Here is a 24,680-nt window from a genome sequence, read left to right as displayed (position 1 = left end):
AAGTTGGAGGATTTTTTATGAAACGACTTCAAGACATAATCAATAATTGGAAATCATATTGTACTCCAGCAAACTTCATTGGAATTGGGTCAACGAGAAAAGCTTATCGCATAGAGGAATTTGTTATTAAAGTACATATTCACCCACTAGGCTATAAACAATCACTTAATGAATTAAGAATTTATAATGAAATAGCGAAACGGAAACTACACTCATTTTTCGCAAAAGTTTATTATGTTGATGAACAGATTTCTGTCCAACACTACTACACCCCCTTAGAATTAGTCAATAATCAAACCTATGAGATTGACTCCACCAAACATCAACATTTCATTCCAAAAAACTATCAGAAGGTATTTAACCTATTAGATGACGAGTTTAATAGTTTCGATATAAGGGACAGTAGTAATTATGGATTGGATGAAGAAAATAAACTCATATTCATTGATTTTGGCATGACTAAAAAACTATATGAAGAAGAATGGGTACCACTTGCAGAAGCGGGTATTCTTCCGCAAATAGACTTTGACGTTTGCCTTATTTGTGGAGAAGAAAAAGAACTTCGTATGTATGGGGAAAACGATACGGATAAACGCTGTGTTGCTTGTGGAAAAGAATGACTAATCATAAAAATATCGACATCGGAGAAGAAAGCCAATAAGTTTATTTGGATTTCTTCTTTCGGTATGTGGAGGCTATATTATTGAAGTGGACAGGATTACAATTCCTATCAGTCACCTTATTAGTACTGTTCATGTGGCTTTTGGAATTATTAAGTAGTAATAGAACAAAAAACATAACAGCTGAGTGGAGTCCTGTATACTCCTCTTTATCTGTCTTTTTAGTAGTAGGATTAATAATTACCTGTTTTTATCTTTTCTTTCTAATAGAGTCCAAGAAGAAGACGAACTTCTTCCAGAATGAAATATGGGATAGAATGCCAAAAATATCTATTATGCTTGGTATTTCCTCTATTATTCTCTTTTTATTAGGAGGTACAATAGGTCCTTTAGTGCAATGGGTGGAACAGATGCGGTCACTCATTTATGTATTCATGATCTATTTTCTCTTTTTAATTTATCTATTTATTTTTTCTATAGAATATAAAGGGGATAAGAATCTTAGAGCTATACATTTAGCATATATTTGGACGTTATTATTGTTTTTCGTGCTCTTTTTTATGTTTTAGTTGATTGATTAAAGATTGAAGGTTAGGTGATTTGATGAAGAAAACAGCGGTGTTACTATACCCTTTATTTAGTGAATATGAACTTCATCACTGCATGGGGATCTGCCTTTATTGAGTGGGGAGTACGATTTGGGATGGCTTTAAATTTGGAATTTGAACCTTGTTGGTATGGGAAATGAAATATAAGGAGATGTTGAGATGGAACTATTTCATTATCATCATTGGACAAACCAAGTAGAGGAAACAGAAAAATTTTATGTAGAAAATGGATTTGAAGTTTCAGGTAGATTTGCCAAAGTAAAAGATGGAATGAAAACATATCACCCCCCACTACAATGGGATGATTTTCGAAAAGAGAATCCTGTATTTCGTATTATCGAAGTAAGAAAAGGAAAAGTCAATGTAACATTTGGTGCGGCTAAAAGAATTATGTTCGACCATATTGGATTTCTAGTAAGTAAAGAAGAACATGATGAATTATGCAATCTAGCAAGACAGTTTGGTTGGAATGTGAATGAAGGTGATAGAAGAACGTTTATTGGTACCCCATCTCGATTACGGTTAGAACTTCAACAGAGGGAAGATGTTGTTGAGGGAGGAAGCGATTTTATTTCATCTATCGAAATTGTTGTTAAAGAACCTTCTCATGTCCAAGATTTTACAAGATTTCTAGGGAACAAACTAGAGAACATAAAATTAACAGTTGGAGAACAATTGGCTTTAAAGAAAGTCTTAATATGTGGTAGTAGCATTGGAAGTGCGAAGAGCCCTAATGAGGTTTGTATAGAATTTGTAGGCCCATAAATTGATTAATATGCTTGGTTTGGCGTGAAAAAAAAGTGATAGATAATTGTGGATTTATCAATGGCAACTAGATAGAACTTATATTTAGAGGAATGGCCAAGAAGTAATAAGTTTAGAAGGAGAAATATAATGAGACTAACACATACAAGATTATTAGTTAATAATTATCAAGAATGCTATCAATTCTACAAAGACATTCTCTCTTTTCCATGTACATGGGGTGATGAGAATTCAAATTATGCCCAATTTGATACAGGATACACCTACCTATCTATCTTTGATAAAAAACAAATGCTGGAAGGAATTGGTCAAAAGGAATCTGACAAAAACTTTCCTACTTTACACGAGGTAGCGATTATTTTTGGAGTGGATGATGTGGATGCAACATATCAATCACTAAACCAAAAAATAAATTTCATTACGAAACCACATAATCGAGAAGATTGGGGTATTCGAGTAGCCCATTTTAAGGATCCAAGCGGTACACTAATTGAAATCAATCAAAGAATTTCAAAGGGGAAATGGTATGTCAATCTTACTAAACATTGTTGCCATCCTATTTATCTTAGCTTCACTTATTCCAAATATAAGGTTTTGGAAGCGGTTTAGGAAACTAGATATTGGAGATACAATCGAAGCTGAAATGGTTCAACACAGTTTAAAAGATTTAAAATTTGGGATTAGTTTGTTTGGGATTGGAGCAATTCTAGCTATTATTGCAATATTTATTTAAAATATCATTGACATGGAGTTAACTCCATCTTTTACACTGTTCTTAATGAAAAGGGAAAGGGAGTGTGGAAGATGGTAATTGTTACGTGTCTATTAATTAGTTTGTATGCATTGTTAATTGCAATTGCTGCAATGTCACAATGGAAGGATCAAGGGTTTCGTATACATAGATTGTTTTTTATGATTGTAGCTTTGATGATTTTTTTATCGATATGGGCCCCGAATAAAATATTATCGCTTTGGATATTAATAATTTCTTTCATTTCTCTGCATGTTTTAGCAATTGCAGAAGGATTAATTAATAATGGAAAGCTCCGTCTTAGACATCATATTATTCGTTTCGGTGTACATGTATTACTTATAATATTAGTTATACAATTTGTAATGTAGGTGGGAACATGAGAATTAGTGAATTTGCTGAGAGAACAGGCATTAGTACGGATACGATACGCTATTATGAAAAAATAAAACTACTTCAACCAGCAAAAATAAATAAACAACGAGATTATAGTATTGAGGATTTAGAAACCGTAGAAACAATTATCAAGTTAAAAGATACTGGCTTTACATTGCAGGAAATTAAATTACTTTTTGATTGGTCACACAATGCAGAACATACAAGAAAATTAACAGAAGAAGAAACAGAAAATATCCGCCAAATCCAAGTGCTTTTTCAAGAAAAATATAATGACATTCTAAGAAAAGAAGAACGAATAAAGGAAATGAAACAAGTTCTCCATCAAGCTAATCAAAAGATGGATTATTTACTAAAGAAAAATAAGAAATATTAGCGCGTTGGTAAATATACAATCCTTACTTTAATGATGAAGTATGAATAAGTCATCTCCGGTTATTATAAGCTTGAGGTGATGTATATGCTTCGAAAAATTATGATGTCATTATTGTTCGTATTAATCTGTATTGGTTTCCCTGTCACTTATGCTGAGGACAATAAACAGATAGAGATTCTCAATATTGAAATGAATCAAGTGATAAAAACTATACCGAATGATAATAAAATACAGGTAGAAACGGTAAAGCTATTGAAAGAAATAAATGGTATTGTGAAAGCATTTAGGCCTGTTCCAAACAAAGGACATATGATTAAAATCCCGTTAGAGCCAACTTTCCATTTAGAAAACAAGTGGATAAACGCCATTATTAATGAAGTTATTGTTATTGTACCTGAAGAAGAGGAGCCATTTTTACTTCTATTCGATGATGAGAATAATTCCTATTTTTTTACTCTTGAGATAAGCACCGATAGCTTATTAAAATTATTAGGTTTTACTAGTAGAGAGAATCATGCTAGGGCCGTCTCGTCTTCCTTTTCATTTGAAATAATACAAGACGATCAATGATGACCGTCTTGTTTAAATATAAATACTAGGAATGCATTACTTTTCTAATATTTTCAGGAATCATTACAACTTCTGTTGAGAGGTCAACTGGAGAATAATTGGGATCTATACATTCATTCCAATATTCCAAGTGCTTTTTATCAATCCAATGCTGTGATTCCTCGACTTCTTGGCCGCCCTCTCCTTGAATAGAAAACCAGTACAAATACTCATTTCCATCTAGTACTTCTCTAAAAATCGTTTCTACATACATCTTTTCGCCTTCTAACGTTATGAGTACATCTTTCATATGATCATTTAGAAAATTTAACCATTCATCAACTTTTTTGGATTTTCCATTCTTTACTTTAAATCTAGTTAGTTCAACATTCATTTGTATCTCCCCTTAAGTAGTAATCCAATATTCTGTACAATCTTTACTGCGGTTCATAAAGCCATATTCAATCAAGTACCTTCTTATTGTTGCAAAGTCATGATAAATAGACTGTAAAATGGTGTTAACTTCTTTTTCAGTGTAAGTATTATTTGGTTTAAATCGCTTTACAATATGTTGAAGGACTATTAATTTTCGTTTTTCTTTGCTGGGAAAGATATGTAACTCACCGTTTAGTCCATTTTTAAAATATGTTTCCAATATCTTTTGTTTTTCCTTTTCGGTTGTAGCGTATCGTTCATCCACCATCGTTGCCCCCTTATGAAAGTTAACAAAATCAGTTTTATCATCCTTCTTTTTGTTCAAAAGGTTCATCAAAGTTAGAAATACTTTCGCTTGTTTTTCCTTTTCTTTTAGCTTGAAGCGGTGATTCCTAATTGTTGAAGTACTGCCCCCATTGAGCTCATTTACAATTTCTTTATCACTTAACCCTTTTTCAAAATAGAAAAGTAATTCTTTTTGATGGTCGGATAATCCTGTAAATTTTTTATCCATATTAAGTAAATAATGAAATACGGAAATATGTGTATGCTTTATATGGTGTACGATTGCTTTTTTCGCTTCATACAACATATCTTCTAACGGATAGATAATCCCATCTTCAAATTCTTTCCCACATAACAGGCATACATATTCATTACTTTCTTCATTGTAATAATATCCGTTACCCAGTTCTTCTAATGTAGCACTCCAAAATCGTTCATTAGTACTCAATTACAAACACTCCTTACAAATGTTTATCTATTTATAAACATTATATTATTTTGTTTATAAAAATTCAATTACTATAGAAAAAAAGATCATCAATTGATGATCTTCTATATCACTCTTTTATTATGCAATTATATTTATTAACATTTACAGACCATTAGCAAGTTCCCATCTGGATCTTCAAAGTTGAAATAGTGATTAAACTGAATATCGGTAGTAATACTAACGCCTTTACGTTTCATAAAGTTATATGCCTCTTCTATATCTTGTGTGTTAAAGTGAAAGGCAGGTGTTTTGAATGTTTTATCTTTTTCATAAATCTTACTGTCTAGTACAATATCTGTACCATTCAATGGTAAGACATAAAGATGTCCAAACTGTATCTCACCTTCTGGAAACAATCCTAGTATTTCACAGTACCAATCTCTTGCATATTCAATATTACTAACCGGGATAAAAACTGTTCCAATCTCTTTTAAAATAGGACTATTCATATATGGTCTCCTTCACATAATTTTTATCGTAAATTTACAAGTTCTAGACCTTGAGCTTGTAAATACGTAATAATTTCTGGAAGTGCTTCAAGAGTTGCTGGATATTCATGCAAGATGATTATTGAACCAGATACATCAGAGGACTTTATATGTTGAATGATCTTTTTAGCATCACGAGATTGCCAATCTTTTGGATCGTTATTCCATAAAATCATTCGCTGACCAAGATTACTAGAGACCGATTCAGTAATATCATTAAACTGACCAAATGGTGGTCGGAATAATGTAATTTCTTCTCCGATAATGGCTTCAATAGCTTCAATTGATTGCTGTAACTCATATTCTTGTGTTGCAGTTGAACTATTGGAGAAGTTTATATGGTTCATCGAATGAGTTCCAATCGTATAGCCATTTTCGTGAATATAAGCAACTTCCTCAGGATACTTGTCTAAGTATTGACCTATTAAGAAAAAAGTACCACCAACTTCATATTGTTTCAGTGTATTAACAATATCTCTTGTATATTCGGAAGGTCCATCATCAAAAGTTAGCGCAACCTTTCCTTCAGGTATACTTTTTACGAATGAATCATCTATTTCAAAGAAAGGGATCTCAAATTGTTCTTTCTCTACTTCGACTTCATCTGTTGGTTGTGGTAAGTATAAGTAATCTTTATATGGAGCTAGATTGTTAGAGTAGATGCCATGTGAGTTTGCTAGTAAAACAGGCTGTGCTGTTATTTCTTTCATAAAGAATTGACAAGTGTAGAAAAGACCAGCTATTACTATCATCAATACAGAGGCCATCAGCAATGGTTTTCTCATTTTTCTCTTCAGACTAGATCCCCTCCTTTTCTTCAAATCAAGTACATTTCGTAATATAGGCTTCCCTATTAACTAGACTAATAGAGTCGTTATTTGGTTAACCTAATTCATATTGTAAATGTATGTCGATTAATGTCAATATAAAGTTGGGGGGCTTACTTATTTTAAATTAGTAGAATTCTTTAACTTATATGTGTAATAGTCTATTTCATAAGTGATCTGATTTAATAGATTTGAAGAATTAGTATCTAATATATCAATTTCTTGCAGGATTTTAAGAAAGTGATGAGTGACTTCTTTTACTTGCTGATTGAATTTCTCCAATGAAGGGAATCGGGTAACATTGGACCTCAAATAACCTGTTAATTCAACAGCAAATAAGTAGAGAGAATTGAATTGTTCATGTATTAACGTAAATTCCTTTCGAAGTGTGGCTTCTAAGGGATGTAGATTTGTATAAATGGTATTAGCGTGAATAGCATTCGTTCGTAGCCAAAGTAAATGATAGTGTAATTCGTGGAACACTGGTACTACTTTCCCCTCTTTGAGAAAACTTATAAGAAACATATACTCATCGATCTCATTTACCATTTGATTAATTATGGAAGGACTAAGTTGGATACGAATACTACCGAATAATTGTCTTTCTATAATAGAGAGTTTTATTTCCTTTAACCGTTCTGTTATTGTTTCTGCCTTTTTCGTAAATGCAATGACATTACGATCTGAAAGATAATTTGATTCTTCTAATAGATGTTCAAATGTTTTTAAAAGATTATTCGTATCGAGTATATCACTTTCCTCCTGGTGATGGAGGGAATCATTGATGAGCTGTGTATGATTGTATAAAGCTTGTAACCAAAATTTATGTTCAAAACTTGCACTTTTTATGTAATCCATTAACTTATCTCAACCCCTTTTTCTTCATCATTTTAATGTATTCCCGTTAACAAACTATTATTATTTAAAATTGTATGGCGACAAGATCGCGTGTTAATTTTTCTTCTGTTTGTTAAACTAAGAAAAGAAAAATGAAAAGGACGGCAAGATATGAAAATAACCATTGTATCCGTAGGTAAACTAAAGGAAAAGTATTTAAAACAAGGAATCGCAGAATATATGAAGCGGCTATCAGCTTATGCAAAGGTTGATGTAGTGGAAGTCGCAGATGAGAAAGCACCAGAAAACATGAGTGAAGCGGAAATGGAAGATGTGAAGCGGAAGGAAGGCGAGCGCATCCTTTCCCATATAGGTCAAGATACGTATGTTATTACATTAGAGATTGGCGGAAAGATGATAAGTTCCGAACAGTTAGCAGATAAAATGGACCAGCTTGCGACATATGGGAAGAGCAAGGTTGCATTCGTAATAGGTGGATCACTTGGGATTAGTGAGGATGTACAGAAGCGAAGTGATTATGCACTATCTTTTTCGAAGATGACGTTTCCTCATCAGTTGATGCGATTAGTGCTGCTTGAGCAAGTGTATCGGGGATTTAGGATTATTAGGGGGGAACCGTACCACAAATAGAGGCAAAAACTGTTGTAGATAAGGTGGTAATTCTTTATCGGAAGCGGGTATTGAAAATGTATGTTCATTATCCGTTTCTCGATACAACAAGTGGATTAGTATAAAGGTTTTCGATATATTCAGTTCAGTAAAATCAAATTCAAGTTCTATGTTTTTTATGGTTCTAGATTTATCTATTTGCTTGATTGAGATATTATCGATTAACAACTGAAGTAATTGTTTTTTATTTTCCCTAGATGTCTTCCTATATACTGATAAGAATTTTTTCAGTAAATTTTCAATCAAATCTGGTTGGATTACTTTTGAATCGATAGATCCTAATTGTATTATAATCTCATTTTTCTTTTGTTCTAACCCCCTTTTATCATTCGAGACCTTTTGTAACCGTTCTTGTAGAATATCAACAGGGAGAGTGTTTTTCTCAAAGGCATCCATATACTTTGCCTGTAATTGTTCAATCTCTTTTAATCGTATTTCAATCTTTTCTAATTCTTTGTTAAGCTTACTTATCGAATGAGCAGAACTTGAACTTATGTCAGTGATCGTCTTATATAATCTCTTCTTATTAGAACTAAAATGTTCAATTTTCTTGATAACCGTTTCTTCTGCTTTATATGCCTTAATGGAATTAGCTTTACAAGCAGCAGATCCTTTGTTATGAAAATCGCTACAAACGTAATAACGATGTTTTCGTTTCGTCCCATCTTTTCGTGTATGTGTTGTAATTGACGGAACCATTCCTTGACCACAATCAGGACAGCGTAAAAGGCCACTAAGTAAAAATGGTTCGTTTGATTGACGCTGCTTAAATGATTTACTTTTTCTCCTTGCTCGTACAACGCTCCATAGTTCGTCCGAAATAATAGGTTCATGTTTTCCTTCTACAAGAATAGGATTTGGATTTTTCCCTTTTCTTCGTTTGGAATCCCAATTTTCAAATTTTAGCCAACTGATTTTACCGTTATATATTACATTGTCTAGGATTTGTGCTACTCCATTGATGGAGAAATAACGATTACGCTTGGTTTTATATCCAGCTTTATTTAAGTGGTTAGAAATCGCTCTTAGCCCTTTGCCATTTGCATACATATGATAGATTAACTGTACTACTTCAGCTTCCTTTTCATTGATAACTAGCTCCTTCTTAACAGTGTCATATCCAAATACAACCCCGCCGTTCCATCTCCCTTCCAAAGCTCTCTGTTTCATCCCAAGCTTAACGTTTTCCGCTAATGTATTTCGCTCCATTTCAGCGATTGAGGCCATAATTTGAAGTACTAAACGACCTATAGGACTACTGGTATCAAAGTTTTCTGAGTAGGATATAAATTTCACGTTGTATTTTTCAAACTTATCTAGAATCATGAGTGTTTCTAGCATATTTCTTGAAAGTCGGGAAATTTTCCAAACTATTACAGCATCAAATCTCTCATTCTCTACATCTTTAATTAGTCTTTTCATTTCAGGCCGTCCTTTTACGGATTTACCACTAATTCCTTCATCGACATATTCATCAATCACCTCCCAGTTATAAATTTGAGCATATTGCCGAAGTGTTTGAAGTTGCGCGGCTATACTAAAACCTTCTTTTGCCTGTTCTTCTGTGCTTACACGAGCATAAATTGCAACTCTTGATATATCCATATCTAATCCTCCTTCATACTGATATTACAATGAAATACTAGATAAGAGAAATGGGACCTTATGTGATTGTTTGACTTAAATGGGAAATTGAAGAAGTACTTTTTAGAATTGGAAATACCCATTTCTTTTTTATTTCATTCAAGTATATGCTTGAATGTTGCGCTGGAAAAAGTTATTATATAATCAAGCGAATACTTGAATGAGGTGATGAATTGAATAAGAAAGATACTTGTGAAATTTTTTGTTATGACGAGGAAAAGGTTAATCGAATACAGGGTGATCTACAAACAGTAGATATTTCAGGTGTTTCTCAAATGTTAAAAGCAATTGCCGACGAAAATAGAGCAAAAATCACCTATGCTTTGTGTCAGGAAGATGAACTATGTGTTTGTGATATAGCTAATATCTTAGGCGTTACAGTTGCTAATGCTTCTCATCATTTACGAACACTTTATAAGCAAAGGATTGTCAACTATAGAAAAGAAGGAAAGCTTTCCTTTTACTCATTAAACGACGAACATATCAAACAAATTATGATGATTGCATTAACACATAAGAAAGAGGTGGAGGTAAATGTCTGAACAAGCTGAACGGTCTGAAGTGGAAATGACTTCCTACCGAGTACAAGGCTTTTCATGTGCTAATTGTGCAGGGAAATTTGAAAGAAATGTTAAGAAACTGCCCAATGTGCAAGATGCAAAAGTAAATTTCGGTGCATCTAAAATATCCGTATATGGTGATGCAACGGTTGAAGAATTAGAAAGGGCTGGCGCTTTTGAAAATCTTAAAGTAATGCCTGAAAAACCAAAACGGCAAACACCAATTGTTGTTCATCAGGATAAAAATGTGTATCGGGTTGAAGGCTTTTCGTGTGCCAATTGTGCGGGTAAATTCGAAGAGAATGTAAAAAAATTATCAGGGGTTCATGATGCAAAAGTAAATTTTGGTGCATCTAAAATTGAGGTATATGGGAATACAACTATCGAGGAATTAGAAAAAGCTGGTGCTTTTGAAAACCTTAAAGTCGCTCCAGATAAACCATTAAGGGAAGAGAAACAAGAGGTTAAAGAAGAGAAAGAGCCATTTTATAAAAAACACAGCACATTACTATACGCTTCTTTATTAATCATTTTTGGTTATATCTCTCAGTTTGTTAATGGGGAAGAAAATATTATTACCTCCCTATTGTTTGCAGCAGCCATCGTTATTGGGGGATATTCACTCTTTAAAGTCGGGTTTCAAAACTTACTACATTTTGAATTTGACATGAAAACTCTTATGACAGTGGCTATTATTGGAGCAGCTATTATTGGAGAATGGGCAGAAGGTGCAATTGTTGTTATTCTCTTTGCAATTAGTGAAGCTTTAGAACGTTTCTCTATGGACCGAGCAAGACAATCAATTCGATCTTTAATGGATATTGCTCCGAAAGAGGCGCTTGTTAGAAGAAATGGGCAAGAAATGATGATTCATGTTGATGATATTGCTGTTGGCGATATTATGATTGTGAAACCCGGTCAAAAGCTTGCTATGGATGGTGTAGTAGTACATGGTTACTCGGCTGTTAATCAAGCAACTATTACAGGCGAGTCAGTCCCAGTTGAGAAAACAGTGGATGATGAAGTTTTTGCAGGTACATTAAACGAAGAGGGAATACTTGAAGTTAAAGTAACAAAGCTTGTTGAAGATACAACAATTTCCAAAATCATTCACCTTGTTGAAGAAGCTCAAGGGGAACGCGCGCCTTCTCAAGCGTTTGTAGATAAATTTGCAAAATATTATACGCCTATTATTATGATTATCGCAGGGCTGGTAGCTGTAGTACCACCATTATTATTTGGTGGCAGCTGGGGAACTTGGGTTTATCAAGGGCTAGCAGTATTGGTCGTTGGTTGTCCCTGTGCATTAGTTATTTCAACTCCTATTTCTATTGTTTCAGCAATTGGAAATGCAGCTAAAAAAGGTGTGCTTATCAAAGGCGGAATTTATCTAGAAGAAATGGGTGCTTTAAAAGCAATAGCTTTTGATAAAACGGGTACACTTACAAAAGGAGTTCCAGTTGTAACAGATTTTAAAATGTTGAACAATCAGGTAAATGCAGAAGATATGTTGTCTATCATTACTGCATTAGAATATCGTTCCGGGCATCCTCTAGCTTCAGCTATTATGAAAAAAGCAGATGAGGAGAACATTTCCTACACTCATGTAATCGTGGATGATTTCTCTTCTATCACAGGAAAAGGAATTAAGGGGACTATCAACGGTACGACTTACTACATTGGAAATCCGAAATTATTTGAGAATCTGTCAGTTGACTTTAATAATAAACAAGAGCAAATTGTTAAGAACCTACAAAATCAAGGTAAAACCGCAATGATGGTTGGAACTGAAAAAGAAATACTTGCTGTCATTGCAGTAGCCGATGAAGTACGTGAATCCAGCAAGGAAATCATTCAAAAGTTACATCAACTTGGAATCAAAAAAACCATCATGCTTACAGGTGACAACAAAGGTACAGCCAATGCAATTGGAGGTCATGTTGGGGTAACGGATATTCAAGCAGAACTATTGCCTCAAGATAAATTAGAATTTATTAAACAATTGAGATCTAAATATGGCAACGTAGCGATGGTTGGGGATGGTGTCAATGATGCCCCTGCGTTAGCTGCCTCTACAGTTGGAATTGCAATGGGTGGAGCAGGGACAGATACTGCCCTTGAAACAGCAGATGTAGCTTTAATGGGAGATGATTTAAGAAAACTTCCATTTTCTGTGAAACTAAGCCGAAAAGCACTTACTATAATTAAGCAAAACATCACCTTCGCATTAGCAATTAAATTCATTGCCTTATTATTGGTTATCCCCGGTTGGCTAACACTTTGGATTGCCATCCTTTCAGATATGGGAGCAACTCTTTTAGTAGCATTGAATGGTTTAAGACTAATGCGAGTGGAAGAAGATAAATATTAACTAAATTTGCAATCTCAGGGCTTTTCTTCTTATTGAAAAGCCCAATCCTGAAATATTGGAGATGAAAAAAATGATTACAACGGCACTTACTGCGGCTGCAGTTTATGTAGCAACAGGGATTGATTATCTTATTATTTTAATCCTTTTGTTTTCACAAATAAAAAAAGGACAAGCGAAACATATATGGATTGGACAATACATAGGTACGGCAATTATTATAGCTGCCAGTCTTTTAGTAGCTCTAGGTATTACATGGTTAATCCCTCAGCAATGGGTTTTAGGTCTTCTAGGGCTTATTCCACTTTATCTGGGGATTAAGATTTGGATCAAGGGAGAGGAGGATGAAGATGAAAGCAATATATTATCTTTATTTTCCTCAAATCGGTTTAATAAATTGTATATAACAGTCATATTTATTGTGCTGTCTTCCAGTGCAGATGACTTTTCTATTTATATACCTTATTTCACGGCATTAAACACGGTTGAAATACTTATTGCTAGTATTGTCTTCTTCATTATGGTTGGGGTTCTATGTTATGTCAGCTATCGCTTAGCTTCTTTGGATTTTGTATCAGAAAAAATTGAGAAATATGAACGTTGGATTGTCCCTATTGTATTTATAGGGCTAGGGATTTATATCATGTTTGAGAATGGTACATTCAACGCTTTATTTTCATTCCTAATTTAACAAATGGGGCAAATTTTAATCCTAGAAATCAAACATCTTAAAAATACCGAGAATGCTGCTGGCATTTTTAGTTAGCATGATAATGTTGTTCTGAATGAATTATTTCTGGATAAACAAAAATGTATTTACTTTGCATAGCGAACCGTCACCCTTATTTTGATTTAGCAGATCAAAGGGTGGCGGCTTCTTTATTATTATCTAAATGGTCAATTAGTTGTCGTCCAACTAAGGGGACATTTACCACTTAAAAGGGATTGTAAGTTACTATTAATTTTTATGATTATTTTTCAATGCTAATTTGGTGGCATAATATACAACGATACCGATAGCTAGAAGGTTAAGGATCCATCCTAGTAAACCGTAACCCATCATGCTCATCATCCCCATCATATGGGATCACCTCTCTAAACTAGATATTATTCATCATATCACGGAATCCGGTATTGTTTTGCATCATACCATTTTCACCGTGACAGTTGTTAAACATTTCTTCTTGCTGTTCTGGTGATAAATTAGGATGCATTTCTTCAATATAAGGTTTCATTTCTTCAAAGTTGAAAAATCCATTACCATTTGATTCAGCTGCAACAAAAGTTGCACTTCCTAATAGAACGGCTCCAGTTAATATACCTATTACTAATTTTTTCATTTATAACATCTCCTTTTCTTAACTAAATCATACCTCTTATAAATGTAGAATTTGTGGTGAACTTATGTGGAAGTTGTGAAGATTATCATTTTCATTTTAATTGATGATACTATATGAAAGAGGTGGTTTAACATGACTAAAATTCTTATTGTTGACGATGAAGATATGATTCTTGAAGTGTTAGAAGCATACTTTGAAAAAGAGGGATGGGAAACCATTCCTGCCTCTAATGGAATAGAAGCATTAAAAAAAATAAAAGAAAATAATCCAGATATTATTATTTTAGATCTTATGTTGCCAGATATTTCAGGTGAAGAGGTATGTAGATTAACGAGAAAAGAAAGTGATGTTCCTATCATTATGTTAACAGCAAAATCGACAGAAGACGATTTAATTAATGGAATCGTTATTGGGGCAGATGACTATGTTACAAAACCTTTTAGTCCAAGAGAAGTCGTAATAAGGGCAAAGGCTATTTTACGTAGGTTAAGAAGAGTAAATAGTGGAAACCATTTATCGTTCAATGAAGGAAAGCTAACAGTAGATCTTTTAAAAAAGGAGATGACATTGAATAACCAAATCATACCACTAACTCCTATCGAATATAAGCTATTAATAGCTATGGCAAGCTACCCCGGACGAGTTTACAGTCGTTTGGATTTACTGGAAAAAATTCAGGATGATGGATCTTATTTTGAAGGATATGAACGAAGTGTTGATACACATATAAAAAACCTTCGGAAAAAGATTGAAACAGATTCTCGCCACCCAGAATTTATTTTAACTGTTTTTGGGATGGGATATAAGTTTGGAGGAGCGTCTGATGCGTCGATTGACACTTCGTTCTAAAATCCTTTTTTACCTATTAGTTGTGTCACTTTTTGGTATTTTTCTTACTAGTTTCTCTATACTATGGGGATTTGAAGATCAATTTAACGAATATTTACAAATTAATAGAGAGGAAAGAAGTAAGCTTATAGAAGATGAAGCAATTAATTCTTATAAAGAAACAGGGAAACTTATTGATAACCAATTAATAAATTTAATGCATCAACAAGCTATGACAGACAATTTATTTTATAGAATTACTGATGAAGAAGGACAGGTAATAGCAGATACAACGATGATGCTCGGAATGATGAATAGGATGGGAATGCATTCTGATTCGGACATCGATATGAAAACGGAATACCGAAAAAATACTTATGATTTAACATTTGATGAAAGATATGTAGGCAATATGGAAGTTTATTATCCAGAGGAAATGATAGGGGAAGACATTGCTTTTTTAAATACAATTAAATCGAATATTTATCTTGCTATTATTGTTACAGTTGTTTTAGCGTTCGTGTTTAGCCTATTGTTTTCTAAACGCCTAACAACTGGGTATCGAAAGTTATCAAAAGCTATTCAAGAATTACAAGACCATAAATGGCGAACGCGTGTACCAGTTAAGGAATTGTCAGATGAAATGAAGCCACTTGGTGAATCGTTTAATCGACTTGCTGAATCGTTATCAAAGGAAGAGATACTTCGTAAACAGTTTACTGCTGATTTTGCTCATGAAATACGAACCCCACTTGCGACATTAAGAAGTCAAATGGAAGCTTTTCAAGATGGGATATTTGAACCAACGCCAAAAAGGTTGCAGCAAAGTCATGATGAATTGATGCGTTTAGTACGTCTAGTGGGCGAACTGGAAGAGTTACTTGCCGCTGAAAATCCACAAATAAAACTAAACAAAAGCAATATAGATGTAGGATATTTATTACGTTTATTAGATGGGCAATTTACCCCAGCCTTTCAGGAAAAAGGCGTTTCATTAAATATTCAAAAGCCAACTAAAGAATATTGGTTACATGCGGATCAGGATCGTGTTTTACAAGTGTTAACGAATATAATTAATAATGCCCTTCAGTATACCCCTGAAGGGAATAGCGTATATGTTAAGATAGTGGATTCTAATGGTTATGTTGGATTTTGTGTTCAAGATGAAGGGATTGGGATTAAAGAGGATGATCTACCCTATCTATTTGAACGATTTTACCGAGGGGACAAATCAAGAGACAGAAAAACAGGTGGAATAGGTATTGGATTGTCTATTGTCAAGGCATTAATGGATGCACACCGTGGAAAAATTCAAATCGGCAGTAAATGGAAGGAAGGAACGGAAATTACAGTTTTCTTCCCAAAGCATGAAACTTTATGAATAGATAAGAATCTGAATGGCTGGGTAACATCTTCACTCACGAGGAGGAAAAAGTATGAAGAAATATTTAGGTATTAGTTTGGCTGGATTAGTAATTATTTTCGGAGGGTATTACCTCTTTTTTATACAAGGTTCGGGTGTATCGGGATTTCCAATACATCCAATTAATGAATCAGATAATGGGTATTCCTTTAATAAAACGGATATAGCTGGAAATTCATCTCTACTCATCCCACCATTGTTAGAGGATAAAAATCCAGATCCAGATAAAGCTGAATTCCATATAACTGCCCAAAATGCAACAAAGGAATTTATTTCAGGAGTGGAAACAGAAACGATGGGGTATAATGGAAATTATTTAGGCCCTGTCATTAGGGTTCGAAATGGGGAAGACGTGTCCGTACAGGTAGAAAATAATTTAGAAGATGAAATTACGACAATTCATTGGCACGGCCTAGAAGTGGATGGAGACGCAGATGGAGGCCCACATTCAGGAATTCAACCGGGAGAGTCTTGGACACCGGAATTTACGATAGATCAGCCTGCAGCTACGCTGTGGTATCACCCTCACCCAGAAAAAAATACCGGGAGGCAAGTATATAAGGGATTAGCGGGATTATTTTTCATTGAAGATGAAGTTTCTGACTCTCTGGATATTCCAAAAGAATATGGGGTGAATGATGTTCCACTTATCATTCAGGACAAACAATTTAATGAAAATGGAAGTTTTCAATATGAACTAGGAATGCATGATGTGATGAACGGATTACAAGGAGGCACAATGCTAGTCAACGGGGCTGTAGATCCGTATTTGGAAGTTCCAAAAGGCATGATGAGGCTACGGTTATTAAATGGATCGAATGCAAGTGTGTATGAACTCCATTATAGTAATAACCAAACCTTTTATCAAATTGCAAGTGATGGTGGTTTTCTTGAAAATCCAATAGAAATGGACGAGCTTATTCTGGGTCCAGCCGAGAGGGCAGAAATCCTAGTTGATTTTTCAAATTTTAAGGATGGAGATACAATTCAATTATCGAATAAAGGGTCAGAGTTTATGAAGTTTGTTGTAAACGGTGAAAGTGAATCCAACTATACCATTCCAGAACAATTAACTACCATTGAAAAGATTGATCCTTATGAAGCAGTAAGAACTAGAGAATTTGTTTTTCAAGGAATGGGGCCTATGGTCAACATTAATGGAAAACAAATGGATATGAATCGAATCGACGAATTTGTGGATATACATGAAACAGAAATATGGGAAGTTTCCAATGAGAGTGGAATGGGAATGATGGGAGGGACTGTTCATCCCTTCCATGCGCATGGTGTCCAATTTCAAATAATTGATCGTGATGGAAATCCACCGCCACTTAATGAAACTGGATGGAAGGATACGTTTATTGTGTATCCGGGAGAAAAAGTTAGGGCTATTGCTACATTTAATCATTCTGGTGTATTTATGTATCATTGTCATATACTTGAACATGAAGATGCAGGAATGATGGGACAATTTAAAGTGGAATAAAAAGTGGAAGCTTAAATATTATATAAATAATCTATATGAGCATTTCGGAAATATACTCATTATAATCAAAAAATACGGTGACATAATTCACCGTATTTTTTGGTTAAGCGGAAATTCAAATAGATAATAGCTTAGATGAAGGAACGGAGGTTTCGATTATTTTTACGATAACTCTCTTGTACTGTTATCAGTAAATATAAAAATAAACCCTATATGGGTATATCATAATGCGGGTTAACAGTGAATACAATAAAAGTGGACAAACTAAGATTGGGGTTGAAATAATGTCAATTTCATTATTTTTTATACTTTTGTTGTGTGCCACCCAAGTTATAACAACCATTATCTATGTAGTGCATTACCGAAATTGGGTAACAAAAATGAATGGAATGATGATATCCATGTCATTAGGGATGTCGGCAGGAATTCTAATGGGAACTATTTTAGGGGTCATCTTTCATGGTGATTTATTTAAATCAACCATTTACGCTATAATAATTGGATTGGTTGTTGGTTTTTTAGCAGGATTACCTATAGGTCTTCCTGCTGTCATTGATGGCATACTCTCCGGACTAATGGGGGGGATGATGGGAGCCATGCTAGGAGATATGGTAGCAATGACTAGGCCGAATGCGATCATTAATATTATAGCTGTGTTGATAACAATGGTTTTGTTACTTGTTTTATATGCAGCTGAAGAATCAATTCGTAAACAAGCCAACCAACAAATTCTTTCCTTTTTTAAATATCCATTCTTAATGATTTTTACCATTGTAATATTATTTTTGGTATTGAATTACATTGATCCACTTGATTTTCACTTTCTAGATAAGAGTGGGCATTAATAACAGATTTTCATTAAACAGCATATATTAAAGGGAATTTATTTAATGAAAGGTGAGTTATATGTCAACTTTACCATCTGTAGACCTTGGCTTAATGGCCGAACATTTGTCTACACACGAAGGAATGATAAATAAGTTAAAAGTCTATCATATTAATACTACAAATCCAGATTTGAAAAGTATTATTGCTCTCCAGATAAATGTCATGATGTCGCATGTTAGGGTAATGTTATCTTTAATTAATCCTGATAATAATGAGTATGTTGAAGTTCCAGATTTAAATATGTATGATGTAAGCAATCAAAGAGCAGATGGTACGGGAGTTAATAAATACAACGATAAATGGATTGCATTAGAAGCACATGCTGGTGCCAAATTGATGTCAAATGAAAATTATACTTCTGCTTTATTAATGAAAGATAGAAATGTTAGAAATGCGCATGTGGAAATGGCTTTGCAACAGTTAGAAATTCAAAGAAGATATTCTGATTTTATCAATCGTATGGGTTGGTCATTTGTTCCCCATGCAGATGCTCAGGAACAGGTAAAAACCTATCAACATTTTCAACACTTGTTAAATAATTAAATTTAGAAAAAGGCATGATCATAACTTTAAACTAAACGGTGACTTTTACCGATTTTTCTATTAATTGTTTTCTGAGCATTTTATAAATATGGTATGATATAAGTAGAGTTTGTAAATATATTACTTACTTAAACGGGCAGAATACTTGAAGAAGAGAAACCTAATATTATACTTGACCGTGTACTAAGGTACACGGTTTATTATATTTATAGAGGTGAATAATTTGAGTTACCAAATTAGTGTATTTGCAGAGAAATGTGGTGTAAATAAAGAAACAATAAGATATTACGAAAAAAAATCATTACTAAGAGAACCTTCCCGAACCAATGCAGGTTATAGGATCTATTCGGATGATGATATTAAGCGGGTAAAATTTATCAAAAGACTGCAAGACTTGGGATTTTCATTGAGTGAAATTTATAAATTACTTGGTGTTGTCGATAATGATGAAATTCGTTGCAAAAATATATTTGAATTTGTATCAAAAAAGGAAATAGAAATTCAAGAACAAATTGCAGACTTAAAGCGTATTGGGTCAATGTTAAAGGACTTAAAGAGTCGATGTCCAGATCAAAAAGCATTATATCAATGTCCTATTATTGAATCATTAATTTTTGATTGAAAATACTGTTGAATCTAAAGATGGTAGTGGAGGGATAAATAATGAAAAAATATCAGGTTAAAATCAATGGAATGACTTGTACAGGATGTGAACAACAAATTGATACTGCATTAAATGGAATAGGTGCTAAAAATATCGAAACCATTTTTCAGCGTGGCGAATCGGTTTTTGAATTACCAGATGATATTAATGCTGAAAGTGTAAGACAGGCAATTAAGCAAGCTAATTATCAACCAGAAGAAATAGAAGAAATTTCATTGCTGGACTTGAAAAGCTTTGAGTTACACAACAAAGATGATTATGATTTACTAATTATCGGTTCAGGTGGGGCTGCCTTTTCTGCCGCCATTAAATCAATAGAATATGGTGCAAAAGTGGGAATAATTGAACGCGAAATAGTTGGAGGAACTTGTGTAAATATTGGCTGCGTTCCATCAAAAACACTTCTAAGAGCAGGGGAAATCAATCATTTCGCAAAAGAAAATCCGTTCACAGGTTTACAAACATCTGCAGGGGAAGTCGATTTATCCTCTTTGGTGAACCAAAAGGATGAATTAGTTAGCAAACTTCGTAATCAAAAATATATAGATTTAATTGATGAATATGGCATTAATTTAATAAAAGGTGAAGCTAAGTTTTTTGATGAAAATACAGTTGAGGTAAATGGGAGGAAACTTTCTGCAAAACGATTTTTAATTGCAACAGGTGCTTCGCCATCTATACCAACGATTTCAGGACTTGAAGAAGTGAATTATCTAACAAGTACAACACTACTCGAATTAAAAAAGATGCCTAAACGATTAACGGTTATTGGTTCAGGCTATATCGGATTGGAACTTGGGCAACTGTTTCATAATTTAGGTTCAGAAGTAACGCTTATACAGAGAAGTGAGCGTCTTTTAAAAGAATATGATCCAGAGATTTCAGAAGCCGTAGAAAAAGTATTGACAGAACAAGGTATAAACCTTGTAACAGGAGCAACTTATGAACGTATAGAACAAGTTGGTGAGGTGAAAAAGGTTTATGTAACGGTGAATGGCAAAGATAATGTCGTAGAATCCGATCAATTACTTATTGCAACTGGAAGAAAACCAAATACGGACACTTTAAATCTAAGTGCAGCAGGGGTTAAAGTCGGAAAAAGAAACGAAATCCTGATAAATGATTATGCTAGAACTAGTAACGAAAAGATTTATGCAGCAGGAGATGTAACATTAGGGCCGCAATTTGTGTATGTAGCAGCCTATGAAGGTGGAGTTGTTGCTGATAATGCGATTGGTGGGTTAAATAAAAGATTAGATTTATCAGTTGTTCCTACTGTCACGTTTATAAAACCTTCCATTGCAACAGTTGGTTTAACAGAAGAACAAGCAAAAGAACAGGGCTATGATGTAAAAACATCTCTATTATCTTTAGATGCCGTTCCAAGAGCATTAGTAAACCATGAAACGACAGGTGTATTTAAGATTGTTGCTGATGCTAAAACATTAAAAGTTCTCGGAGTTCATATTGTATCTGAAAATGCAGGTGATGTGATTTATGCAGCTTCTCTAGTAGTTAAGTTTGGTTTAACTGTGGAGGATTTAAAAGATAGTCTTGCACCATATTTAACAATGGCAGAAGGATTAAGACTAACTGCTCTTACATTTGATAAAGATGTGGCGAAATTATCTTGTTGTGCAGGATAAATGCGATAAATATACTTAAACTATGGTGCTTTAGTTGAAGAAGACAATTGAAAACGGAAGTTAAAATACGGAAGGGTGATTAATCTATTTAGTAGAATAATCGTCCTTTTCTTGTACGAAAACAGCATGTTATTAGCAAGTAAAATAACAAAGGATGTAGCGTGAATTTGATTATTAGACGGTTGCTAATTTACATACCAATTTCGATGTTAAATTCGTATTGATAACCTCCCTATCCTTGTTATAACAATAGAGAAGCCAAATAATTGCTATTAGCTTCTCTATTTTTATTTTTCTTTTCCTAAACTGACCTTGCTAGACCTAATTTTGCCGTTTTTATTTTTAAGATGCCATTGTTCGGCAAATCTCTGCACATTTAAAACAAGATTCCGCACATTCCTTGCAATGATTAGCATGGTTATGTTGTTCACACATTTTTCCACATGCTTCGCAAATGTCAGCACAAAGCTTACAAATCTGCTTAGCAAAAGGGCTATCCGATTGCATTGCTTTTGCTGCTAATGCGCAAATGTCAGCACATTCCCTATTATAGCGGATGCAATCCGCCATCATTTTTACATTCTCTTCTTTTAAACAAGCATCATAACACCCATTACAAGCTTCCATACATTCTAAACAAGCTTTAATACATTCTTCATAAGACACGGCCATCTGAAAATCCTCCTTTGATTCAAGATTAAGTACAAATTTTACTATCCCCCTTGATATAATTTTTTATCCAACAAGGGTGCTTCAATCATAGTGTGAATTTTATTTTCTGTATTATTTGATTATCAGGTATTAATCTATAACTTAGTTCGTTTACAGTCAGTAGTAATAAGGATAAAAGGGAGCCAAAGAAAGAATCCTAAATAGTAAAATTTAGCAAAAAAGAATCGAGTGCTTTATCTAAAAACACTCGATTCTAATGAAAATATTATAAAACCATATAATTTTTCCAAATAATCTTTATTCTATTTTTTAAATAGTATCACGAGGTAATAATACTAGATTAATTGCATTGTTGTTATACAAGTATTGTCACCTTCAAAAGTGGAAATCTCAGATTCAGCTGTTTTTCCATCATATTGAATCTTCACGTTATATGTTTTGTCACGTGGCAACCAAAAGTCAATGAATCCATTTTCGAATGATGTCATAGTTTCATCAACAACCACATTACCATCTTCATCTTGAATATAAACATCAAATTCTTTTTCCACTAATTCTCCTTGGCAACCTGTTAAGCTGTGATTAGTACAAGGGTGTGTTGTCTCAACAAATGGTGCGATGGAAACAAAAAATTCATCTTCGGGAAGATCGTAGGTAGTCTCTTTACCATCACTATCAGTTACAATCAGCTCTTCTGAAGTAATAGAAGCAGACACATCACCAGAATCCCCGACACTGTATTCTTGGACCATTTTCTTGATATCTTGTGGTTCTTTTTCATTTGATGCACTTTCGCTTTCACTACAAGCAGCAACTATTAAAATAAGTAATAATCCAATTACTGCCAATAATCCTTTTTTCATATATTGTTCGACTCCTCTTTCATCTAATTTGTTAAATCTTAATATATACTACCATGTAAAACAAACGATATTCTACATTGTAACAAAATCTACAAGACAAATTATAATGTTCAAATATGCATTATTCGTGCAGATGTAATAGATAAATTATGGAAAATATATTTTAAAATCCATAAAAACCAAACCATCCAGCTAAGAAGGAAGTTAATTTCGTCAACCAATCAAAGAATAGTGCTACTCCCATGAAAATCATAATGTATCCACCAATTTTAATTAATTTTAGGCTATGTTTTTTAATCCATTTAATTTTACCAATAAACAATGCTAATAATAGAAATGGGATCGAAAAACCTAAAACATAACTAATCATCATAATCATACCAACATCAGGATTTGTTGCAGCTAATGATAACACAATAGCTAGTATTGGACCGGTACAAGGAGTCCATCCCAAAGAGAATGCCATTCCTATGATGAAAGAACCAACATAACCGCCGGGACGATTTTTGAATGTGATTTTTTTATTCTTCATTAGAAATTTAAAATTAAAAATTCCAACAATCACTAGTCCAAAGAAAATAATTAAAATAGCACCAATTTGTCTAATGGCATCTTGGTAGGTTAATAGGAATTCCGATATATAAGAGGTGGTAAAACCAATCATAATAAAAATGCTTGAGAACCCTAGTAAAAATAGAACGGTATGTAAAAGAGCTTTTTTATTCATTTTTTTATTTTCTTCATTTATCTCACTTACGCTCATTCCGGTAATATAAGATAAAAATGCCGGATATAGTGGTAATACACACGGTGAAATAAAAGAAAGGAAACCAGCACCAAAAGCTAGAAATATATTTATTTCATTCAAAAATTTTATCCCCCTTTATTAGAAAATTGCGGTCTATTGTTTTGGTAATATTTCTTTAAAGTAACTCTCCAAACTTTCTAATGATAAGGCCCCATTTACAATCCTTTGAATTTCCCCATCCGGATTAATGAATATGGAACTTGGAATTGGTCCTATTTTGTATAAATCCCTGACTTCTCCTGTTTTATCATGGGGAATTGGAAAGGTTAGATCATATTTATCAATAAATCGATCTACAACCAATTCTGTATTATCCAAACTAACTGCAATGATTTCAATTCCTTTTTCTTTATATACGGGATAAAGCTCTTGCATGTAAGGCATTTCTTCTTCACACGGTTTACACCAAGTACCCCAAAAGTTCAGCATAATACCTTGCCCTTTAAAATCACTTAGTCGTATAGTTTCTAATTCATTATTTTTATTAATTTGCTTTAATTCAAAGTCAGGTGCTTCATCTCCGACTTGATAAATGGTTTTATCCGCTTGTATATTAGACACTAATGCAAATATAATAGCTCCAACCATTACAATTAATATAGAAGTTCTAAAAATTAATCTGTTTTTCCTTTTATTTTTCTTCTTCTTTTTCGTTTCCTCCAAACTCATAAGTATGTATCACTCCTTATAGGAAATATAGTATAACGGTGGTATTATCTAAAGACACTCTCTGTTAGATTACGTTACAAGTTTGCAGAAATTAAGCAGATTCTTTGTACTATTTATGAACAGAATTTACCTACAGAAAAATAAAAGGCTAAGCAATACCA

At 33.6% G+C, this 24,680-nt stretch carries 28 protein-coding genes; 17 read left to right on the top strand and 11 right to left on the bottom strand.

Annotated elements, in window-relative coordinates; genetic code table 11:
* Positions 1-17: 17 nt before the first annotated feature.
* The 6 genes from IEV35_RS06210 (at position 18) to IEV35_RS06185 (ending at position 4,086) form a co-directional block, all read left to right on the top strand.
* A complete protein-coding gene (locus tag IEV35_RS06210) occupies positions 18-620 on the top strand; it encodes a protein kinase (protein WP_188383815.1) in 603 nt (200 codons plus the stop codon).
* A 767-nt stretch (positions 621-1,387) separates the two neighbouring features.
* Positions 1,388-1,993: a hypothetical protein gene (locus IEV35_RS06205; RefSeq protein WP_188383814.1), complete on the top strand. Its 606-nt coding sequence runs from the start codon at positions 1,388-1,390 to the stop codon at positions 1,991-1,993.
* 129 nt (positions 1,994-2,122) lie between these two features.
* The gene (locus IEV35_RS06200) at positions 2,123-2,602 is read left to right on the top strand and encodes a VOC family protein (protein WP_188383813.1); all 480 of its coding nucleotides are present in this window, start codon (positions 2,123-2,125) and stop codon (positions 2,600-2,602) included.
* 195 nt (positions 2,603-2,797) lie between these two features.
* Positions 2,798-3,115, top strand: coding sequence for a hypothetical protein (locus tag IEV35_RS06195; RefSeq protein ID WP_188383812.1), 318 nt, complete (start codon positions 2,798-2,800; stop codon positions 3,113-3,115).
* Between the two features lie 8 nt (positions 3,116-3,123).
* Entirely contained in the window at positions 3,124-3,516 is a 393-nt protein-coding gene (locus IEV35_RS06190; protein ID WP_188383811.1) for a MerR family transcriptional regulator, read from the top strand.
* Positions 3,517-3,600: 84 nt separating this feature from the next.
* Positions 3,601-4,086 (top strand): hypothetical protein, encoded by a 486-nt coding sequence (locus IEV35_RS06185; RefSeq protein ID WP_188383810.1) that lies wholly within the window; start codon positions 3,601-3,603, stop codon positions 4,084-4,086.
* A 25-nt stretch (positions 4,087-4,111) separates the two neighbouring features.
* Here IEV35_RS06185 and IEV35_RS06180 read toward each other — a convergent pair whose 3' ends face one another.
* From IEV35_RS06180 to IEV35_RS06160, 5 genes are all read right to left on the bottom strand, one after another.
* Complete coding sequence (locus IEV35_RS06180; protein ID WP_188383809.1) at positions 4,112-4,459, bottom strand: DUF6176 family protein; 348 nt, start codon at positions 4,457-4,459, stop codon at positions 4,112-4,114.
* A gap of 12 nt (positions 4,460-4,471) precedes the next feature.
* Positions 4,472-5,233: a DUF2087 domain-containing protein gene (locus tag IEV35_RS06175; protein ID WP_188383808.1), complete on the bottom strand. Its 762-nt coding sequence runs from the start codon at positions 5,231-5,233 to the stop codon at positions 4,472-4,474.
* A gap of 137 nt (positions 5,234-5,370) precedes the next feature.
* Positions 5,371-5,724 carry a VOC family protein gene (locus tag IEV35_RS06170; RefSeq protein WP_188383807.1) on the bottom strand — a complete coding sequence of 118 codons (354 nt, stop codon included), beginning with the start codon at positions 5,722-5,724 and terminating at the stop codon, positions 5,371-5,373.
* Between the two features lie 23 nt (positions 5,725-5,747).
* On the bottom strand, positions 5,748-6,548 hold the full coding sequence (locus IEV35_RS06165) for a polysaccharide deacetylase family protein (protein ID WP_229740665.1): 801 nt from the start codon (positions 6,546-6,548) through the stop codon (positions 5,748-5,750).
* Positions 6,549-6,707: 159 nt separating this feature from the next.
* Positions 6,708-7,448: a DUF2935 domain-containing protein gene (locus IEV35_RS06160; protein WP_188383805.1), complete on the bottom strand. Its 741-nt coding sequence runs from the start codon at positions 7,446-7,448 to the stop codon at positions 6,708-6,710.
* Positions 7,449-7,598: 150 nt separating this feature from the next.
* Between IEV35_RS06160 and rlmH the strand changes: the two genes are divergently transcribed.
* Positions 7,599-8,078, top strand: coding sequence for a 23S rRNA (pseudouridine(1915)-N(3))-methyltransferase RlmH (gene rlmH / locus IEV35_RS06155; protein WP_188383804.1), 480 nt, complete (start codon positions 7,599-7,601; stop codon positions 8,076-8,078).
* Here rlmH and IEV35_RS06150 read toward each other — a convergent pair.
* A complete protein-coding gene (locus IEV35_RS06150; protein ID WP_188383803.1) occupies positions 8,013-9,722 on the bottom strand; it encodes a recombinase family protein in 1,710 nt (569 codons plus the stop codon). The genes rlmH and IEV35_RS06150 overlap by 66 nt on opposite strands.
* Before the next feature lie 212 nt (positions 9,723-9,934).
* Between IEV35_RS06150 and IEV35_RS06145 the strand changes: the two genes are divergently transcribed.
* The 3 genes from IEV35_RS06145 (at position 9,935) to IEV35_RS06135 (ending at position 13,380) form a co-directional block, all read left to right on the top strand.
* Positions 9,935-10,303: an ArsR/SmtB family transcription factor gene (locus tag IEV35_RS06145; protein ID WP_040047916.1), complete on the top strand. Its 369-nt coding sequence runs from the start codon at positions 9,935-9,937 to the stop codon at positions 10,301-10,303.
* Positions 10,296-12,692, top strand: coding sequence for a heavy metal translocating P-type ATPase (locus IEV35_RS06140; RefSeq protein WP_188383802.1), 2,397 nt, complete (start codon positions 10,296-10,298; stop codon positions 12,690-12,692). The genes IEV35_RS06145 and IEV35_RS06140 overlap by 8 nt, the downstream gene beginning before the upstream one ends.
* Positions 12,693-12,762: 70 nt before the next feature.
* Positions 12,763-13,380: a CadD family cadmium resistance transporter gene (locus IEV35_RS06135; protein ID WP_040036845.1), complete on the top strand. Its 618-nt coding sequence runs from the start codon at positions 12,763-12,765 to the stop codon at positions 13,378-13,380.
* A gap of 409 nt (positions 13,381-13,789) precedes the next feature.
* On the opposite strand, the gene IEV35_RS06130 is transcribed toward IEV35_RS06135, so the two are convergent.
* Positions 13,790-14,029: a hypothetical protein gene (locus IEV35_RS06130; protein WP_062351078.1), complete on the bottom strand. Its 240-nt coding sequence runs from the start codon at positions 14,027-14,029 to the stop codon at positions 13,790-13,792.
* A 132-nt stretch (positions 14,030-14,161) separates the two neighbouring features.
* Between IEV35_RS06130 and IEV35_RS06125 the strand changes: the two genes are divergently transcribed.
* From IEV35_RS06125 to merA, 7 genes are all read left to right on the top strand, one after another.
* The gene (locus tag IEV35_RS06125; RefSeq protein WP_062351081.1) at positions 14,162-14,878 is read left to right on the top strand and encodes a response regulator; all 717 of its coding nucleotides are present in this window, start codon (positions 14,162-14,164) and stop codon (positions 14,876-14,878) included.
* The gene (locus tag IEV35_RS06120) at positions 14,853-16,238 is read left to right on the top strand and encodes a sensor histidine kinase (RefSeq protein WP_062351085.1); all 1,386 of its coding nucleotides are present in this window, start codon (positions 14,853-14,855) and stop codon (positions 16,236-16,238) included. The genes IEV35_RS06125 and IEV35_RS06120 overlap by 26 nt, the downstream gene beginning before the upstream one ends.
* Positions 16,239-16,293: 55 nt before the next feature.
* Complete coding sequence (locus IEV35_RS06115) at positions 16,294-17,766, top strand: multicopper oxidase family protein (RefSeq protein WP_188383801.1); 1,473 nt, start codon at positions 16,294-16,296, stop codon at positions 17,764-17,766.
* Between the two features lie 284 nt (positions 17,767-18,050).
* Positions 18,051-18,611, top strand: a complete 561-nt coding sequence (locus IEV35_RS06110) for a hypothetical protein (RefSeq protein WP_188383800.1) — start codon at positions 18,051-18,053, stop codon at positions 18,609-18,611.
* A 61-nt stretch (positions 18,612-18,672) separates the two neighbouring features.
* Positions 18,673-19,197: a spore coat protein gene (locus IEV35_RS06105; protein WP_188383799.1), complete on the top strand. Its 525-nt coding sequence runs from the start codon at positions 18,673-18,675 to the stop codon at positions 19,195-19,197.
* A gap of 223 nt (positions 19,198-19,420) precedes the next feature.
* Positions 19,421-19,819 (top strand): mercury resistance transcriptional regulator MerR, encoded by a 399-nt coding sequence (gene merR / locus IEV35_RS06100; RefSeq protein WP_062351096.1) that lies wholly within the window; start codon positions 19,421-19,423, stop codon positions 19,817-19,819.
* 41 nt (positions 19,820-19,860) lie between these two features.
* Positions 19,861-21,507, top strand: coding sequence for a mercury(II) reductase (merA, locus tag IEV35_RS06095; RefSeq protein WP_062351100.1), 1,647 nt, complete (start codon positions 19,861-19,863; stop codon positions 21,505-21,507).
* A 342-nt stretch (positions 21,508-21,849) separates the two neighbouring features.
* Here merA and IEV35_RS06090 read toward each other — a convergent pair whose 3' ends face one another.
* The 4 genes from IEV35_RS06090 to resA all read right to left on the bottom strand — a co-directional run bounded on the left by IEV35_RS06090 (position 21,850) and on the right by resA (position 24,519).
* Entirely contained in the window at positions 21,850-22,179 is a 330-nt protein-coding gene (locus IEV35_RS06090; RefSeq protein ID WP_062351103.1) for a four-helix bundle copper-binding protein, read from the bottom strand.
* A 335-nt stretch (positions 22,180-22,514) separates the two neighbouring features.
* On the bottom strand, positions 22,515-23,042 hold the full coding sequence (locus tag IEV35_RS06085) for a CueP family metal-binding protein (RefSeq protein WP_062351106.1): 528 nt from the start codon (positions 23,040-23,042) through the stop codon (positions 22,515-22,517).
* Positions 23,043-23,205: 163 nt separating this feature from the next.
* Positions 23,206-23,910: a cytochrome c biogenesis CcdA family protein gene (locus IEV35_RS06080; protein ID WP_060681782.1), complete on the bottom strand. Its 705-nt coding sequence runs from the start codon at positions 23,908-23,910 to the stop codon at positions 23,206-23,208.
* A 33-nt stretch (positions 23,911-23,943) separates the two neighbouring features.
* The gene (gene resA, locus IEV35_RS06075; RefSeq protein WP_040047918.1) at positions 23,944-24,519 is read right to left on the bottom strand and encodes a thiol-disulfide oxidoreductase ResA; all 576 of its coding nucleotides are present in this window, start codon (positions 24,517-24,519) and stop codon (positions 23,944-23,946) included.
* Between the last annotated feature and the right edge of the window lie 161 nt (positions 24,520-24,680).

The organism is Ornithinibacillus halotolerans, assembly GCF_014637405.1.
GTDB lineage: Bacteria > Bacillota > Bacilli > Bacillales > Amphibacillaceae > Ornithinibacillus > Ornithinibacillus halotolerans.
Note: the sequence above shows the minus strand (reverse complement) of the source record. Positions and strands in the feature narration are given on the sequence as shown.

Excerpts from the sequence above, each read along its gene's own strand:
- IEV35_RS06110 (WP_188383800.1), top strand. The coding sequence starts at position 18,051 with ATGTCAATTTCATTATTTTTTATACTTTTGTTGTGTGCCACCCAAGTT.
- IEV35_RS06185 (WP_188383810.1), top strand. The coding sequence starts at position 3,601 with ATGCTTCGAAAAATTATGATGTCATTATTGTTCGTATTAATCTGTATT.
- IEV35_RS06190 (WP_188383811.1), top strand. The coding sequence starts at position 3,124 with ATGAGAATTAGTGAATTTGCTGAGAGAACAGGCATTAGTACGGATACG.
- IEV35_RS06130 (WP_062351078.1), bottom strand. The coding sequence starts at position 14,029 with ATGAAAAAATTAGTAATAGGTATATTAACTGGAGCCGTTCTATTAGGA.
- IEV35_RS06105 (WP_188383799.1), top strand. The coding sequence starts at position 18,673 with ATGTCAACTTTACCATCTGTAGACCTTGGCTTAATGGCCGAACATTTG.
- merA (WP_062351100.1), top strand. The coding sequence starts at position 19,861 with ATGAAAAAATATCAGGTTAAAATCAATGGAATGACTTGTACAGGATGT.
- IEV35_RS06115 (WP_188383801.1), top strand. The coding sequence starts at position 16,294 with ATGAAGAAATATTTAGGTATTAGTTTGGCTGGATTAGTAATTATTTTC.
- IEV35_RS06205 (WP_188383814.1), top strand. The coding sequence starts at position 1,388 with ATGGAACTATTTCATTATCATCATTGGACAAACCAAGTAGAGGAAACA.
- rlmH (WP_188383804.1), top strand. The coding sequence starts at position 7,599 with ATGAAAATAACCATTGTATCCGTAGGTAAACTAAAGGAAAAGTATTTA.
- IEV35_RS06135 (WP_040036845.1), top strand. The coding sequence starts at position 12,763 with ATGATTACAACGGCACTTACTGCGGCTGCAGTTTATGTAGCAACAGGG.
- IEV35_RS06120 (WP_062351085.1), top strand. The coding sequence starts at position 14,853 with ATGCGTCGATTGACACTTCGTTCTAAAATCCTTTTTTACCTATTAGTT.
- IEV35_RS06180 (WP_188383809.1), bottom strand. The coding sequence starts at position 4,459 with ATGAATGTTGAACTAACTAGATTTAAAGTAAAGAATGGAAAATCCAAA.
- IEV35_RS06195 (WP_188383812.1), top strand. The coding sequence starts at position 2,798 with ATGGTAATTGTTACGTGTCTATTAATTAGTTTGTATGCATTGTTAATT.
- IEV35_RS06160 (WP_188383805.1), bottom strand. The coding sequence starts at position 7,448 with ATGGATTACATAAAAAGTGCAAGTTTTGAACATAAATTTTGGTTACAA.
- IEV35_RS06090 (WP_062351103.1), bottom strand. The coding sequence starts at position 22,179 with ATGGCCGTGTCTTATGAAGAATGTATTAAAGCTTGTTTAGAATGTATG.
- resA (WP_040047918.1), bottom strand. The coding sequence starts at position 24,519 with ATGAGTTTGGAGGAAACGAAAAAGAAGAAGAAAAATAAAAGGAAAAAC.
- IEV35_RS06140 (WP_188383802.1), top strand. The coding sequence starts at position 10,296 with ATGTCTGAACAAGCTGAACGGTCTGAAGTGGAAATGACTTCCTACCGA.
- IEV35_RS06125 (WP_062351081.1), top strand. The coding sequence starts at position 14,162 with ATGACTAAAATTCTTATTGTTGACGATGAAGATATGATTCTTGAAGTG.
- IEV35_RS06170 (WP_188383807.1), bottom strand. The coding sequence starts at position 5,724 with ATGAATAGTCCTATTTTAAAAGAGATTGGAACAGTTTTTATCCCGGTT.
- IEV35_RS06165 (WP_229740665.1), bottom strand. The coding sequence starts at position 6,548 with ATGAGAAAACCATTGCTGATGGCCTCTGTATTGATGATAGTAATAGCT.
- IEV35_RS06085 (WP_062351106.1), bottom strand. The coding sequence starts at position 23,042 with ATGAAAAAAGGATTATTGGCAGTAATTGGATTATTACTTATTTTAATA.
- IEV35_RS06210 (WP_188383815.1), top strand. The coding sequence starts at position 18 with ATGAAACGACTTCAAGACATAATCAATAATTGGAAATCATATTGTACT.
- IEV35_RS06200 (WP_188383813.1), top strand. The coding sequence starts at position 2,123 with ATGAGACTAACACATACAAGATTATTAGTTAATAATTATCAAGAATGC.
- IEV35_RS06150 (WP_188383803.1), bottom strand. The coding sequence starts at position 9,722 with ATGGATATATCAAGAGTTGCAATTTATGCTCGTGTAAGCACAGAAGAA.